This is a genomic window from Halalkalibacillus halophilus DSM 18494, assembly GCF_000423105.1.
Classification (GTDB): Bacteria; Bacillota; Bacilli; order Bacillales; family Alkalibacillaceae; genus Halalkalibacillus; species Halalkalibacillus halophilus.
Window position 1 is genome coordinate 101,030 of sequence record NZ_AUHI01000005.1, and the last position, 15,668, is coordinate 116,697.

Sequence of the window (15,668 nt, forward strand, 5' to 3'; positions counted from 1 at the left end):
GCACATCACTAGTTATTATATTAAATTTTTTCAGTTAGGTCAATATCCAAACATCTTATTGTATGTATATGAATTTCTATTCATATCATTTATAGAGGTGAATGATATGTTTTACTTATTAATACCCTTTTTTACTTATCTAACTATTTTTATATATGGTTTATTGTGGATGAGAATATGTTTTCACACCGTTTTTTTAAAAAGGTTTGAACAATTCGAACCAAAAATGAATGTTTTTTATGGCTTCCTAATGGGACTTGCCATTACTATAGCGATTCAAAGTAGCTCTGCTTCGATCGCATTACTAATGAGCTTCATTCAACCTACTAAACGCACTCCTTACTATTTTATTTTGACTTATATAATAGGAGCGAATTTAGGCACTACTGTCTCCTCACAAATCTTTATTTATAACCACGATTTAGTGATTATTAGCTGCATTATACTCGGAGCATGTTTGGCAATATTCTTTCATCGTAACCGAATTGGTTTTTCTCTTAGCGGTGTTTTTATAGGTTCGGCACTTATATTCATTGCAATTAAAGGCTTTGAAAATATTTCATTGTTGTTAACTGATTCTGATTCAAACCAAGTTATTCAATTTGCCAATGACTCTAATTGGAAAGCGACACTTGCTGGTTTGTCATTTACTAGTTTCATTCAGTCTTCTAGCAGTTTGGTTGGGATATTAATAGGTACAAGCTCAAATCATATATTTTCAATCGAAGCAGTATACTATTTGCTGCTCGGAGCTAACATCGGTACTTGTTCGACAATATTGATTGTAGCAATGGGTCAATCTAATCTACTCAAATTTATAGGTTACTCCCATTTATGGATAAACATTTTCACAGCGTTACTATTCTCTCCTAAAATAATTAGTCACTATATAATTACTTTCACACAGTTAATCAGTGAAAATGAAATGCAACAAATTGTGATCCTGTCTATATGTATAAACCTTTTATCGGGAATCGTTTTGCTAATATTTTTAAAACCTCTACATCGTTTCATTATTAAATTACATAAAATCAGGGAATAAACCTGAAAGAAAATTAAGTGGAAATTCGATTGATGTACAAAAAAAGGAGGTGCGATTAACTCGCACCTTCTTCCTTGTTCAGATAAACATTTTATTTTAATAATCAGAGTCTGATGTGTTACCTGTTACAATCTCAATACCTGAAGAGGCCCCAATACGTGTAGCCCCAGCATCAATCATTGCGTTGGCATCTGCTGCATTCTTAACTCCACCTGATGCTTTCACTCCCATTTCCGGACCAACTGTTAAACGCATTAAGCGAATATCATCAGCAGTCGCTCCTCCACCCGAGAAGCCAGTGGAAGTTTTTACAAAGTCTGCTCCAGCACGTTTTGCTAGTTCACATGCTTTTACTTTTTCATCCTTTGTTAACAAGGAAGTTTCAATTATTACCTTAACAATTGCTTTATCTTCTGCTTCATTTACAACCGCTTTGATATCTTGTTCAACCTCTTCGTAATGACCATCTTTAAGTGAACCGATATTTATGACCATATCAATCTCGGATGCACCATTTTCAATTGCTTGCTTTGTTTCAAAAGCTTTTGTTTCTAGAGTCGTAGCCCCAAGTGGAAATCCAATTACTGTACAAACTTTCACTTCTGTATCTTTCAATAATTCATGACAATGTGTTACCCATGTGGGAGTCACACATACAGAAGCGAAATTATAAGTCTTAGCTTCTTCACATACTTGGTTAATTTTTTCTACCTGTGTTTCTGGTTTTAATTGAGTGTGGTCGATCATAGCTGCTAAATTTTTATCCATTAAAACACTTCCTTTTCTAATTTGTAGTAGCGATTGGGCTTCCTTTAGGTTGGTCCATCACACGGACAAATTCTCCTTCGTTATAAGGATAGCCCGCTTTTGTTATTTTAACACGAACAATTTGGCCAATTAGTTCTTCGGCCCCTTTAAAAGCAACTTTCATATAATTATCAGAATAACCTTCCAGCATTCCACTTTTAGGGGCTTTCTTATAAGCCTCTTCAGGAATAACTTCAAGCACCTCACCTTCAAATTGAGACGCATATTCCTTTGCTTGTTGGTTAGAAAGTTCAATTAACTGATGGACACGTTTGTTTTTGACTTCATCATCCACTTGGTCTTTCATACGTGCTGCAGGTGTCCCTGTTCTTTGAGAATAAGGAAAAACATGCAATTCGGAATAACCGATTTCTTGAATAAACTTATATGTCTCCATGAATTCTTCGTCTGTTTCTCCTGGGAATCCTACTATCACGTCGGATGTGATTGCCAATTTCGGCAAAGCATTCTTCACCTTTTCAATTCTTCCTCGATAAAAATCTGCAGTATACTTTCTTCTCATGCGTTTCAAGACAGTGTCTGAACCAGCTTGTAAAGGAATGTGTAAGTGCCTAACAATCATCTCAGACTGATCTAGAACTTCTATTACTTCATCTGTGATCTGGCTAGCTTCAATCGATGAGATACGAATTCGTTTCAATCCTTTTACATTTGCTTCTAGTTCTCTTAATAATTGTGCCAAGTTATAATCTTTTAAGTCCTCACCATAACCACCTGTATGAATTCCTGTTAAAACAATTTCTTTATAACCTGCATCAACTAATTGTTGCGCTTGAAATAAAACATCTTCTTTTGGTCGAGAACGCATTAGACCTCTAGCCCAAGGTATAATGCAAAAAGTACAAAAGTTGTTACAACCTTCTTGTATTTTTAAAGAAGCTCTCGTACGGTCCGTAAAAGCAGGCACATCCATATCTTCAAACACACGTGTTTTCATAATGTTCGTTACCGCATTTATAGGTTGTCTTTCCTCTTTATACTGCTCTATGTAATCAAGCATTTTTTTACGATCTTGTGTGCCTACAACAACGTCCACACCCGGGATCTCCATAATTTCCCCTGGAGATGTTTGTGCATAACAGCCTGTAACACATATCACTGCATCTGGATTATTCCGAATAGCACGGCGAATAACCTGACGACTTTTCTTATCCCCAGTATTTGTAACCGTACAAGTATTTATTACGTACACATCTGAATGTTGCGTGAACTCTACACGTTCATATTCATGAACTTTGAAAAATTGCCATATTGCTTCTGTTTCATAATGATTAACTTTACATCCTAATGTATGGAAAGCTACAGTACTCATAAGCTTACCTCCATTCCTCAAAATAAAAAGATAGAACAGATAAAATATAGATTGGTGCAGTTTCTGTTCTTAATATTCGTTTTCCTAGCCTAATTGGTGTTGCACCAATTGAAAAAAGACGATCCAATTCTTGCTCGGAAAATCCTCCTTCAGGTCCAACAACAATTAACACCTTTGCTCCATCCTTCAATTCTTTCATTTGTTCCTTAAAATTTGAAGGTGTTATCCCACTCTTTTTTGCTTCATACTCACTTGCTACCATTATACAATCAAATGCATTATCTGACAGCAGTTTTTCGAGTTTATTGACCTGTGTAATCATTGGTATTTTAGATCGATGTGACTGTTCACTTGCTTCTTTCGCAATCTTTTCTAGCCTTGCTATTTTTTTTGATTGCTTCTTATTATCCCATTTTACAATAGATCGATCCATTTGTAATGGAGTGATTTGACTCACACCAAGTTCTGTTGATTTTTGTATAATTAGATCTAGTTTATCACTTTTGGGTAAGCCTTGAGCTAAAGTGATGTGAATTGGTAATTCATTGGATTCAGTCAGTTCTTCTAAAACAGTAACAGATACTAATTTATTCTCATCATTGATTTTAGTAATAAAAGCAGTGAATGCTCTGCCTGAAGGGTGACAAACAATAAGTTGGTCGTCCACTTTCATACGCATCACATTCACTATATGGTGAAAGTCATCACCACTCACACTGACTTTTCTTAAATGATCATCCCAATTTTGTTCCGATACAAAATAACGTTGCATGTAAACCCCTCATTATTCTGGTTTTTTAGCGATAATAGAAATCCAATCTTCCATTTGATTTACTTCAAGAATTTCAAATCCTTGCTTTATCAAATCTTGCTTGACCAATTCCTTTTTTCCTTTAATAATCCCAGAAGTAATAAAGTAGCCACCTTTTTTCAGTCGCTTAAAAGCAGTATCAGTGAATTGCACAATGATTTCTGCTAATATATTTGAAACAATTACGTCCGCTTCTGAAGTTACATCATTTAATAAGTCATTATGTTGAGCAGTAACTATATCTTGAACTTTATTTAATTTTACATTAATCGTTGTGCTTTTTACTGCGATCTCGTCCAAATCATAGGCAATAACAGATTTGGCTCCAAGTAATGCTGCACCAATTGATAGTACTCCAGAGCCAGAGCCGACATCTAGAACCACATCACCCTTATCAGTATATTGTTCAAGCGCTTGTAAGCTTAATACAGTGGTAGGGTGTGTTCCCGTTCCAAATGCCATTCCTGGGTCTAGTTCTAAAATGAGCTCATCACTATTTACTGGAGTATAGTCTTCCCAAGTAGGAATAATAGTTATCTTTTCAGAAATCTTCACAGGCTTATAGTACTTCTTCCATGCCGTTGCCCATTCTTCTTCGTTAACTTCTGAAATAGTAATATTATTTTTTCCAATATCAATATCAAAAGTTACAAGATTCGAGACTGATGCTTTGATTTCATCTACTGCTTCTCCTAAGAAACTATTTACCGGTAAATAGGCTTTGATGTAGACACCTTCTGTAGGGTATTGATCTGGATCTAATTCATAAATCGTACCATAAAGCGGAACACGCTCTTTATATAAATCTGCAGGATCTTCTATAACCACGCCACTGGCGCCAGATTCATGCAAAATATTTGAGATTGGTTCAATTGCTTCATTTGTAGTATGAATTTTAATTTCAGACCATTTCATCTTGGATCAGCTCACTTATCTTTTATTCACCTTTAAAAGCGCGTTTCATTCTCTTAAATAAATTATCCTGTTGTTCATCTAAAGATTGATCGCCATTAGCTTCATGGAACTCACGTAACAATTCCTTTTGGTGATCATCAAGATTCTTTGGAACAACAACTTTCACCAAGATATGTTGATCTCCTTGGCCATACCCATGAACATTTGGTGCACCTTTTCCTTTTAGGCGGAAATGAGTACCCGTTTGCGTTCCAGCTGGTACTTTTAATTTAACTTTACCATGAACCGTTGGAACTTCGATTTCATCTCCTAGCGCCGCTTGTGTAAATGTTATTGGAATTTCACACATAATGTCGTCGCCATCACGTTCGAAAAATTCGTGTCTTCTTACACGAACAACCACGAATAAGTCACCTGGAGGTCCTCCGTTTACACCTGGGTTACCATGACCAGTGATACGAATTTGTTGACCATCATCAATTCCACCTGGAATATTAATATCAATCTTTTGACGTGTTTTAACTTTTCCTGCGCCACCACAAGTAGAACATTTTTCTTCTACGAATTGACCAGTACCAGAACAGTGATTACATACACGTCGATTAACAACACGACCAAATGGTGTGTTTTGTTCCACGTTTAATTGCCCTGAACCGTTACAGTGAGAACATGTAGTTACCTTTGCGCCTGGCTTTGCACCAGAACCATCACAAGTATCACATGACTCTTCTTTTGGTATATGAATTTCTGTTTCTTTTCCAAAAATCGCCTCTTCAAAGTTAATTTCCATTGTGTATTGTAAGTCTTGGCCCTGTCTAGGAGCATTAGGGTCTCTTTGTCTGCCGCCCCCCCCGAAGAACATATCAAATATATCACCAAAGTCGCCGAAGCCTCCACCAAATCCTTGGCCTTGTTGTCCACCAGTATGACCAAATTGATCGTACTGCTGACGTTTTTGGTCATTACCTAGTACTTCATACGCTTCTTTTGCTTCTTTAAACTTGTCAGATGCATCTGCTTCTTCACTAACATCTGGATGGTATTTTCGAGCCATCTTTCTATAAGCTTTTTTTATTTCCTCTTTTGAAGCATCCTTAGAAACTCCAAGGACCTCATAGTAATCTCTCTTACTCAATTGAAGACCACACTCCCGTCTTTTCTCGCATAAAATTTATAGTAACATTAATTATTTCATTCCTGCAATTCGATTTCAATTTAATAAGATGTAAAAAAGTCAAAGCCAAGCAACGAAAGGCCTTGACTTTGACTTTTAATTACTTCTCATTCATTACTTTTGCTCGTCTTCGTTCACTTCTTCATAATCAGCATCTACAACGTCATCTTCTTGACCTTCGCCTTCTGATTGAGCTTGTTCTGCTTGCTGTTGTGCTTGTTCATACATTTTCACTGATAAGTTTTGAACTTCCTGCTCTAAAGTTTCTTTCTTTTCTTTAATAGCATCTAAGTCTTCACCTTCAAGAGCTGTTTGAAGCTCTTCTTTTGCAGTTTCAGCTTTTTGTTTTTCTTCTTCGGTTACGTTTTCGCCTAGGTCTTTAATTGTTTTATCTGTAGTGAAGATTAATTGGTCAGCTTCATTACGAAGCTCTACTTCTTCACGACGCTTTTTATCTTCTTCTGCATTTTCTTCTGCTTCTTTTACCATATTCTCTACTTCTTCCTCTGAAAGACCTGAAGAAGATTTAATAGTAATAGATTGTTCTTTGTTCGTTCCTAAATCTTTCGCATTAACGTTAACGATACCGTTAGCATCAATATCGAACTTAACTTCGATTTGAGGTACGCCACGTGGTGCTGGTGGAATATCCGTTAGTTGGAAGCGACCAAGTGTCTTGTTGTATTGAGCCATTTCGCGCTCACCTTGTAAGACGTGAATGTCTACTGCGTTTTGGTTATCTGCAGCAGTTGAGAACACCTGAGATTCGCTAGTTGGAATCGTTGTATTACGCTCAATTAATTTAGTGAATACGCCACCCATTGTTTCAATTCCTAGAGATAGAGGTGTTACATCTAATAGGACAACGTCTTTAACGTCACCTTGTAAAACTCCACCTTGAATTGCAGCACCTAATGCTACCACTTCATCAGGGTTAACTCCTTTGGATGGATCTTTTCCAATCTCCTTCTTGATTGCATCTTGTACCGCTGGGATACGAGTAGACCCACCTACTAAGATTGCTTGATCAATTTGTGAAGGAGACATATCTGCATCTTTTAATGCACGACGAGTTGGTCCCATTGTACGTTCTACTAATTCAGAAGCTAACTCTTCAAACTTCGCACGAGTCATGTTGATCTCTAAATGTAATGGACCTGCGTCTCCAGCTGTGATAAACGGAAGAGAGATTTGTGTTTGAGTTACACCTGATAAGTCTTTTTTAGCTTTCTCAGCTGCATCTTTCAAACGTTGCATTGCCATTTTATCTTGAGATAAATCAATTCCGTTTTCCTTTTTAAACTCTGCTACCATATGGTTAATGATAACTTCATCAAAGTCATCTCCACCAAGTTTGTTATCTCCAGCAGTAGCTACAACTTCAAATGTACCTTCACCAATGTCTAAGATAGAAACGTCAAACGTACCTCCACCTAAGTCATATACTAAGATCGTTTGATCGTGATCTTTGTCAATTCCATAAGCAAGTGCTGCAGCAGTAGGCTCATTAATAATACGTTCTACTTCTAAGCCTGCAATTTTACCAGCATCTTTAGTAGCTTGACGTTCTGCATCGTTGAAATATGCCGGAACTGTGATTACTGCTTTTGATACTTCTTCCCCTAAATAATCTTCAGCGTATGATTTAATGTGTTGTAAAATAATCGCTGAAACTTCTTGAGGTGTATATTCTTTATCATCGATCTGTACTTTATAATCAGTACCCATGTGACGCTTAACAGATTGGATTGTGTTAGGGTTAGTAATCGCTTGACGTTTTGCAACTTCCCCTACTTGTCTTTCTCCATTCTTAAATGAAACAACAGATGGAGTTGTACGGTTTCCTTCTGGGTTTGGAATTACTTTTGATTCTCCACCCTCCATAACTGCTACACATGAATTTGTTGTACCTAAGTCAATACCAATAATCTTACTCATGAAAACTTCCTCCTTTTAGCTTACCTACTATTTCTAAATTTTTTATTTATTCATTAACCTTAACCATTGCTGGACGAATCACGCGGTCTTTTAATTGATACCCTTTTTGCATGACTTCAATCACTTGGTTAGATTCATAACCTTCTTCACTTACTTGCATAATAGCTTGGTGCTTTTGTGGATCAAACTCCACACCTTCTGCTTCAATTTCTTCCACACCAGCCTGTTCAAGAGCTTGTGTCAATTGACCATACACCATTTTCATACCATCAACAAATGTCTGAGAACTTTCATCATTTACCTCAGTTTGAAGTGCTCTTTCAAAATTATCTAAAACAGGTACCAACTCTGTAGCTAAGTCCTGGGATTTATATTTCAAATCCATTTCTTTTTCCTTTTTAGCCCGCTTTCTGTGATTATCAAAATCAGCTTGTAAGCGAACAACTTTTTCTTGAAGGGCTTGTTTTTCTAGTTGAAGCTGTTCTACTTCTGATAACTCAGCCTCTACTTCTTCATTGATTTCTTCATGCTCTTGTTGATCTAATGTTTCCTGGTTCACTTCTTCTTCTTTTTTGTCTTCCATTCTTACTGCACCTCCTACTAAACTCAAGTTATCCAATTGTAGAATATATCATGTTATTACATAAAATAAAAACAAGTAATAACAAAGAAACTTCAATGCTTAAGTCAAAAGATGACTATTGAAGTAACATTTAATTTTTAGTCCTTATACCAATTTTGAAACGAATGGCTCATTTGCTTCGACCATAGATCCAATAAAGAAACAGCTTTTGAATATTCCATTCTCGTCGGACCTAATAATGCAATCGTTCCAACTTGCTTTTCACCAAAGGAATATGTGGCAGTAATAAGCGTACATTGGCTCATTGCCTCCATATTATTTTCTTGGCCGATAGAAATATGAAGTCCATCTTGATTCATTTTTAGTATTGGAGCAATTTGATCTTCGCTTTCCATCATATTAAACAAACTTCTTGCTTTATTAATGTCATTAAATTCTGGCTGCATTAAAATATTCGATTTACCACTTACATAAATATTTGAAGCTTGTTTTCCAAATAAGGCATCTTGAAGTAATTCATAGGATTGTTCATAACTAGTTGTGTATTGTTGTAGTAAGTCCACAACTTCAGACTGAATTACTCGCTCTAAATAAATCAAAGGCACACCTGTTAACTTTTCATTTAAAATGTTAACAATCTTTTCTACGTCACCTTGTTCGATATGACCAGGTAAAGCAAACGACCTATGTTCTACGTGACCAGAATCAGTTACCAAAATTGCAATTGCAGATTGCTGATTGATCGGTACAATCTGTATTTGCTTTAACTTCGTCTCATAAGCTTCTGGACCCAAAACAAAAGTTGTATACTTTGTTAGTTCAGACAAGATGTTTGCAGAGTTTCGCATAACCTTCTCAAGTTCAATCATCCGATCATTAAAATGTTCTTTAATGGTTTTAATTTCTTGTTTAGAAAGTTGAGATGGTGACATTAAATGATCTACATAAAAACGATAGCCTTTTTCTGATGGAATCCTACCAGAAGAACTGTGAGTTTTTGATAAAAAACCTGCTTCTTCTAAGTCGGCCATTTCATTTCGAATAGTAGCAGGGCTATACGATATATGCTCTTGCTTTGCAATATTTCTTGAACCTATTGGCTGTGCAGTCTGAATAAATTCATCTACAATTACTTGTAAGATTAAAGACTGGCGTTCTGTAAGCATATCCATCACCTCTGTTAGCACTCAACAGTACCGAGTGCTAATGCTAATAATAAATTACCAAATACATTACTGGCTGTCAATTATCTTGTTAGCATTCTTTGAATTATTATCTATTAAAAAGGATGCAAACACTTCATTTCCAAATAACATCCCGCTTTGAGTTAAGGAAACATGGTTATCTTTATGGATCATCCAGCCTTTATCAATAAAGGAATTGATCTCTTGACTATATAAATCAAACATCGATAAACCGTAGCGATTTTTAAAGCGTTCTTCGCTAACTCCTATTTTCTTACGCAACCCGAGAAACATTTCTTCTTCAATTTGGGCCTTACGATCAACTGGCTCCCTGTGTAAAACAGGCTTATTAGATTTTTTGATTGCATCTAAGTAGTGATTAACTGGTCGCAAATTCACATAACGCTCTTGCTCAAAATACCCATGTGCACCTGCACCAAAGGCATAATAAGGAACATTATCCCAATACATTAAATTATGTTGACTCTCGTAACCTGGTTTTGAAAAATTACTAATCTCATAGTGTTTACGTCCTTTATCATCCATCATATTTATTAAAGAGGTAAACATTTTTGCCTCTGTTTCCTCTTTCGGTTTTGTTAATTTTCCTTCTTGGTACCGAATATAAAACACTGTTTTCGGTTCAATCTGTAGAGCATAAGAAGAATAATGTGGTAAGTCGTAGCTTAATGCGTGAGAAAGTGTGCTTTCAAAATGATTTAAGCTTTGATTTGGCAATGCATAAATAAAGTCCATACTAATGTTTGTTAGTCCGTACTTTTGTAATGAATGAACCGATGTGTCCACATCCGCAATACCATGAATTCGATTTAGTTGTTTTAAATAGGCATCATCTAAAACCTGTACTCCCAATGAAATCCGGTTAACACCGTACTCTTTCATCAATTGCACATGCTCTTCTTTAAACTCCCCTGGATTCGCTTCTATTGTAAATTCTTTTACCTGTTCTACATTTATAAAGTGATGGATCGTTTCAAATAATTTTTTTAGTTGATTAGGGTTCAAGCTTGTAGGCGTACCTCCACCTAAATATATGGTCTCTACATCAATTTTTTCATTTGATATATATAAACTCATTTCTTTGTGTAAGGCTTCTAAATAGTCATCAGCAATTTTTTCATTGTAATACATTTTAGCAAAATCACAGTAATGACAAATTTCATGACAGAATGGGATATGAATGTAAACGGCTTTTGGATGCATAATAAACTCTCCCTTTGCATTTCTCTTTAATCTATAGACTTTCTAAAGGTTATTTTTGATTTATTATTAGTCGAACGAAACACGCTCGCATAAGTAAGAAAAGGCCGACCGTTTACGGCCTGGCCTTTCAAATTTTAATCGTCATTCATTTCTAACACAGACATAAACGCTTCTTGTGGAACTTCTACTTTCCCAACCATTTTCATACGTTTCTTACCTTCTTTTTGTTTTTCAAGTAGTTTACGTTTTCTGGTAATGTCACCACCATAACATTTAGATAGGACATTTTTACGCATTGCTTTTATTGTAGTTCTTGCAACTATTTTGTTTCCAATTGCCGCTTGAACTGGAACTTCAAACTGTTGTCTTGGAATTAAATCCTTTAACTTATCCGCAATTTGTTTACCGCGATGGAATGCGAAGTCTCTATGAACTATAAATGATAGGGCATCAATTGTTTCACCATTTAATAGTATATCCATTTTAACTAGGTCAGAAGCTTGATATCCAGTTAATTCATAATCAAACGAAGCATACCCTTTTGTTTGGGATTTTAATTGGTCGAAAAAGTCATACACGATTTCAGATAATGGAATGTCGTAAATAATATTTACTCGGTTTTCATCAAGATACTGCATATCCTGGAATTGGCCACGCTTTTTCTGACAAATATCCATGACAGGTCCAACATAATCATTTGGAACCATAACGGTAGCTTTAACAAAAGGTTCTCTGACTTCTTTTATTTCCTGAGAGTTTGGCATTAAAGATGGATTCTCAATTTCTACAAATTGGTCATCTGCCAATAATACTTCATAAATTACACTCGGTGCGGTTGTGATTAATTCAATATTGAATTCTCGCTCAATTCTCTCTTGAATAATTTCCATGTGAAGGAGTCCAAGGAAACCACAACGATAACCAAATCCTAATGCTTGAGAAGTTTCTGGTTCATACTGTAGCGCGGAATCATTTAATTCTAAGCGCTCTAAAGCATCTCTTAAATCATTATAATTATCTGCATCTACAGGGAACAAACCACAATAAACCATTGGATTTAAACGTCTATAACCTGGAAGTGGTGTTTCCGCAGAATTATTAGCTAGCGTAATCGTGTCACCTACACGACTGTCTTTTACATTCTTAATTGCTGCTGTAAGAAATCCAACATCCCCAACAGAGAGCTCGTCTTTCTTAACTGGTTTTGGGGTGAATACTCCTACTTCCGCAACTTCAAAAACCTTTTCAGTTTGCATCATTTTTATTTTGTCGCCTAGTTTAATAGTTCCTTCTTTTACACATACATAAGCAATAACACCACGGTAAGGGTCATACAATGAATCAAATATCAACGCCTTTGTTTGGTCCTCTACATTACCACTTGGTGCAGGAATATCTGTCACTATGCGTTCCAAAATCTCATCGATCCCAACGCCATCTTTAGCAGAAGCTAAAATAGCATCATCTGCGTCAATTCCAATAACATCTTCAATTTCTTGCTTTACTCGTTCTACGTTGGCACTTGGAAGATCAATTTTATTAATAACTGGTATAATCTCTAAATCATTATCAAGTGCTAAATAAACGTTTGCTAATGTTTGAGCTTCTATTCCTTGTGCAGCATCGACTACTAAAATAGCACCTTCACATGCAGCTAAACTTCGGGATACTTCATATGTAAAATCGACGTGCCCCGGAGTGTCAATCAAATGAAATATATAGTCTTCTCCATTATTCGCTTCATACTCTAATTGTACGGAATTTAATTTAATAGTAATTCCACGTTCTCTTTCTAAATCCATCGCATCTAACATTTGTTCTTTCATTTCTCTTTGTGTTAGTGCTTTTGTTTTCTCCAAAATTCGATCAGCTAAAGTTGACTTTCCATGGTCTATATGAGCTATAATCGAAAAGTTTCTAATGTTCTTCTGTCTGTCTCTGTTCACTAATAATCACTCCTGTAATAGCGTCCGTTCGCTAGCTCGATTATAGCAATGAAAATGGTATTATTCAATTATCTTTACCGTATCGGTTCTAGATTAAAAAAATGTATAGACCACTCGATGAAGAATATAAAATATTAATTCAAATAAACCACGAATCACATTCTCTAAAACACTCGCCACTTTGTATACGGAATCATCTGCTTCAGAACCCTCATGATGATCAAGCACTTCTTCATGTTTTTCCTCAAAATCAGTCGCTGTATGATTTGTTAAATCCGCTTCTCCGTGAATAACTTGTTCAGATATGGAAGTTGGCTCATCCATAAGAGAATTTGCAAAATATACAATAAGACAGATTACTGTTATATAACCGATTAACCGCATTGTAAGCCCTCCTCTAATTAGTTAGCCGCTTCTTGATCCGATTCATAATACTCCGTAAAGACTTCAGCGAAAATTTCCAAACTTCTTTCCATCTCCTCAAAAGTATTGTCAATTCCACCTACTTCTAACAACATCGCCTTTTCTCCTAAATCCTGATTATATACTCCATTAGAAGACGGACCTCGCTTCAACTCTACACCTCTACTAATCTCTGGGTATTTTTCTTCTAGTAGTTTGTGTAATTCAGTAGCTATCTTCGTGTTTTCTTCGTAACCTTCATGTTCCCCGCCTACCACAAACATTAGTTTTGCTACCTTCTCTCCATCAATTTCAGTAGTTGTAATATGTCCAGGTTGGGCATCGCGGTGTATATCTATTAAGTAGGAATCATTTTCCTCGCTCACAACCTCTTTTAGCACACTTCTAGAAACGTCATAGGATTGATGATAGGCAAGTCCACCTTGTTGAAGTTGATAATAAAAGTCTGTTTGATCTACATGTGCTTCAATTCCACGCTTTTTCAATAAATCAGAAAGCATCCAGCTTAGGTCTGTAACATTATCAGTAGATTGAAAAGCTTCGTGAGGCTTTGTTCCTTCCGACATATACGGTAAAAACGCTTCTCTGTTATGGGTATTATAAATAAAGACTGCCTGGTCATTATATGTTTCTATCTCTTCAGGTACTTGTTCTTCCTCTTCTTGTTCAAATATATATTCTGGAGGGGCTGACTCGATCGAAGTTGTATAAATATTTGTTCCGCTTCCGGCAATTAAAATATTATTATTTACACCAGGAAAATTAGGCAGTTCATTGCCAAATAATAATCGTAAGTCATAATAAGGAAGATCTGTCATTAGGGGAAAGATAAATTCTTTAAACACACTTTGTTCGTTGTTTTGATTTATATCAGTGAACAAGGGCTGATCTAAGGTGAGCAAATAAGATAGAGAAGCCCCATCAACTTCACCAACTAATTGTTTGAGTGAACTTGAAGACGCTTCTTGAAACTGGTTATTAGAGAATAAAGGAATTAATAACCACACAACCAAGAGGATTGCTAGTAAATACACAGGTTGACTATTCAGTTTTCTATTAAATGATTTTCTAAATGAGTGTTTTGTCATCATTAGCTTTTCAACCTTTCTACTAAAATACTATTAAAATAGTATGTTGGTATTTGAAAAGCTAGAACCTTCTTATTTTAGAAAATCTGCACTGTTATCTTGATTAATTTTCGGGTGTAAGCCTTGATTAATTCCAGAAGCAATTACTCTACTAAGCCTGTTCACCACTTCATCGACCTCTTTAGGGGTTACCATTAAATTATGTCCCATAGGCTGTAAAACCTCACTAATTAATTTCCTTTTTTCTTCGATTGATAAATTTCCTACCATACCCATATAAGCTTTCCTAGAATCTTCATCTGGTAAGTCTTCCTCATCATATTCAGGTTTCTCCCCAAAAGTCATTCCAGATGGTGCTAAAACAGTTCTTGCTTGGTCTTGTTGGTCCATTTGTTTACCAAAGTGCTTTAATAAATAATCAAGTGTGTCTGTCGTTATAGTTACTGCATCAACTACAGTAGGTATCCCAATGGAAAATACGGGCACCCCAATAGTTGATTCGCTTATTTCTTTTCGGTCATTTCCAACTCCAGATCCTGGGTGAATGCCTGTGTCTGATAATTGAATGGTAGCGTTGACGCGATCAATTGACCTTGCAGCTAGCGCATCAATTACGATCACAAAATCTGGGTTTATCTCTTTTACTACTCCAAAGATCACATCACTTGTTTCTAGTCCTGTTAGTCCCATTACACTGGGGGTGAACGCTGATACTGGACGATAACCTTCTTGCACGACTTCTGGATGTAATTTAAATAAATGCGTCGTTACATAAAGCTGGTTGATCGCATTAGGACCTAAAGCATCCGGGGTTACATAGCCGTTTCCTAGACCAACAATTAAACATGTAGACTCGTTCGTTATTTGGTGAATTTTAATGAGCCTTTTTAATTCATTTGCTAATAAGACAGCCATCTTCTTATCAAATGTTTGATTGGGTTTTCTTAATTCCTGTGATTCTAGCGTAATATACTCCCCGGGATTTTTCCCAACTCGTTCAGACCCTTCTTGATCTATTTCTACACGTGTTAATTTCACATTTTCTTGTTCAAATTCATGAATAATAATACCGTCTAATTCATGTTTTTTCTCCGGATTTTCTTCTACAAACATTTCTTTAGCTTCTAATGCTAGATCTGTTCGTTTCAACCAATTTTGTTCTTCCATTTAACACCCTCCATTAAGAATTACCATCTCCGA

The 15,668-nt window shown here is 36.0% G+C and carries 14 protein-coding genes; 1 reads left to right on the plus strand and 13 read right to left on the minus strand.

The window, feature by feature from the left end:
- The first annotated feature begins 106 nt into the window (after positions 1-106).
- Positions 107-1,042, plus strand: a complete 936-nt coding sequence (locus G532_RS0103090; RefSeq protein ID WP_027963476.1) for a Na/Pi symporter — start codon at positions 107-109, stop codon at positions 1,040-1,042.
- 96 nt (positions 1,043-1,138) lie between these two features.
- Here the strand turns inward: G532_RS0103090 and deoC are convergent, their stop codons facing one another.
- From deoC to gpr, 13 genes are all read right to left on the minus strand, one after another.
- Positions 1,139-1,810, minus strand: a complete 672-nt coding sequence (gene deoC / locus G532_RS0103095; protein WP_027963477.1) for a deoxyribose-phosphate aldolase — start codon at positions 1,808-1,810, stop codon at positions 1,139-1,141.
- 16 nt (positions 1,811-1,826) lie between these two features.
- A complete protein-coding gene (gene mtaB, locus G532_RS0103100) occupies positions 1,827-3,182 on the minus strand; it encodes a tRNA (N(6)-L-threonylcarbamoyladenosine(37)-C(2))-methylthiotransferase MtaB (protein WP_027963478.1) in 1,356 nt (451 codons plus the stop codon).
- Between the two features lie 4 nt (positions 3,183-3,186).
- The gene (locus tag G532_RS0103105; protein ID WP_027963479.1) at positions 3,187-3,954 is read right to left on the minus strand and encodes a 16S rRNA (uracil(1498)-N(3))-methyltransferase; all 768 of its coding nucleotides are present in this window, start codon (positions 3,952-3,954) and stop codon (positions 3,187-3,189) included.
- A 12-nt stretch (positions 3,955-3,966) separates the two neighbouring features.
- Positions 3,967-4,908: a 50S ribosomal protein L11 methyltransferase gene (gene prmA, locus G532_RS0103110; RefSeq protein WP_027963480.1), complete on the minus strand. Its 942-nt coding sequence runs from the start codon at positions 4,906-4,908 to the stop codon at positions 3,967-3,969.
- Between the two features lie 22 nt (positions 4,909-4,930).
- The gene (dnaJ, locus tag G532_RS0103115) at positions 4,931-6,043 is read right to left on the minus strand and encodes a molecular chaperone DnaJ (RefSeq protein ID WP_027963481.1); all 1,113 of its coding nucleotides are present in this window, start codon (positions 6,041-6,043) and stop codon (positions 4,931-4,933) included.
- Between the two features lie 153 nt (positions 6,044-6,196).
- The gene (gene dnaK, locus G532_RS0103120; protein ID WP_027963482.1) at positions 6,197-8,020 is read right to left on the minus strand and encodes a molecular chaperone DnaK; all 1,824 of its coding nucleotides are present in this window, start codon (positions 8,018-8,020) and stop codon (positions 6,197-6,199) included.
- 46 nt (positions 8,021-8,066) lie between these two features.
- Positions 8,067-8,603: a nucleotide exchange factor GrpE gene (grpE, locus tag G532_RS0103125; protein ID WP_027963483.1), complete on the minus strand. Its 537-nt coding sequence runs from the start codon at positions 8,601-8,603 to the stop codon at positions 8,067-8,069.
- Positions 8,604-8,740: 137 nt separating this feature from the next.
- Positions 8,741-9,769, minus strand: a complete 1,029-nt coding sequence (gene hrcA, locus G532_RS0103130) for a heat-inducible transcriptional repressor HrcA (protein WP_027963484.1) — start codon at positions 9,767-9,769, stop codon at positions 8,741-8,743.
- A gap of 66 nt (positions 9,770-9,835) precedes the next feature.
- Positions 9,836-11,011: a radical SAM family heme chaperone HemW gene (gene hemW / locus G532_RS0103135; RefSeq protein ID WP_027963485.1), complete on the minus strand. Its 1,176-nt coding sequence runs from the start codon at positions 11,009-11,011 to the stop codon at positions 9,836-9,838.
- A gap of 134 nt (positions 11,012-11,145) precedes the next feature.
- Positions 11,146-12,957 carry a translation elongation factor 4 gene (gene lepA, locus G532_RS0103140; RefSeq protein WP_027963486.1) on the minus strand — a complete coding sequence of 604 codons (1,812 nt, stop codon included), beginning with the start codon at positions 12,955-12,957 and terminating at the stop codon, positions 11,146-11,148.
- A gap of 93 nt (positions 12,958-13,050) precedes the next feature.
- On the minus strand, positions 13,051-13,341 hold the full coding sequence (locus G532_RS0103145; RefSeq protein WP_027963487.1) for a hypothetical protein: 291 nt from the start codon (positions 13,339-13,341) through the stop codon (positions 13,051-13,053).
- Positions 13,342-13,358: 17 nt separating this feature from the next.
- Positions 13,359-14,471, minus strand: a complete 1,113-nt coding sequence (gene spoIIP, locus G532_RS0103150) for a stage II sporulation protein P (protein ID WP_051189033.1) — start codon at positions 14,469-14,471, stop codon at positions 13,359-13,361.
- A gap of 69 nt (positions 14,472-14,540) precedes the next feature.
- Positions 14,541-15,635, minus strand: a complete 1,095-nt coding sequence (gene gpr / locus G532_RS0103155; protein WP_027963489.1) for a GPR endopeptidase — start codon at positions 15,633-15,635, stop codon at positions 14,541-14,543.
- Between the last annotated feature and the right edge of the window lie 33 nt (positions 15,636-15,668).

Coding starts and splice junctions, on each gene's coding strand:
- hemW (WP_027963485.1), bottom strand. CDS start 11,011: ATGCATCCAAAAGCCGTTTACATTCATATCCCATTCTGTCATGAAATT.
- mtaB (WP_027963478.1), bottom strand. CDS start 3,182: ATGAGTACTGTAGCTTTCCATACATTAGGATGTAAAGTTAATCATTAT.
- gpr (WP_027963489.1), bottom strand. CDS start 15,635: ATGGAAGAACAAAATTGGTTGAAACGAACAGATCTAGCATTAGAAGCT.
- G532_RS0103090 (WP_027963476.1), top strand. CDS start 107: ATGTTTTACTTATTAATACCCTTTTTTACTTATCTAACTATTTTTATA.
- G532_RS0103145 (WP_027963487.1), bottom strand. CDS start 13,341: ATGCGGTTAATCGGTTATATAACAGTAATCTGTCTTATTGTATATTTT.
- prmA (WP_027963480.1), bottom strand. CDS start 4,908: ATGAAATGGTCTGAAATTAAAATTCATACTACAAATGAAGCAATTGAA.
- hrcA (WP_027963484.1), bottom strand. CDS start 9,769: ATGCTTACAGAACGCCAGTCTTTAATCTTACAAGTAATTGTAGATGAA.
- grpE (WP_027963483.1), bottom strand. CDS start 8,603: ATGGAAGACAAAAAAGAAGAAGAAGTGAACCAGGAAACATTAGATCAA.
- spoIIP (WP_051189033.1), bottom strand. CDS start 14,471: ATGATGACAAAACACTCATTTAGAAAATCATTTAATAGAAAACTGAAT.
- G532_RS0103105 (WP_027963479.1), bottom strand. CDS start 3,954: ATGCAACGTTATTTTGTATCGGAACAAAATTGGGATGATCATTTAAGA.
- deoC (WP_027963477.1), bottom strand. CDS start 1,810: ATGGATAAAAATTTAGCAGCTATGATCGACCACACTCAATTAAAACCA.
- dnaK (WP_027963482.1), bottom strand. CDS start 8,020: ATGAGTAAGATTATTGGTATTGACTTAGGTACAACAAATTCATGTGTA.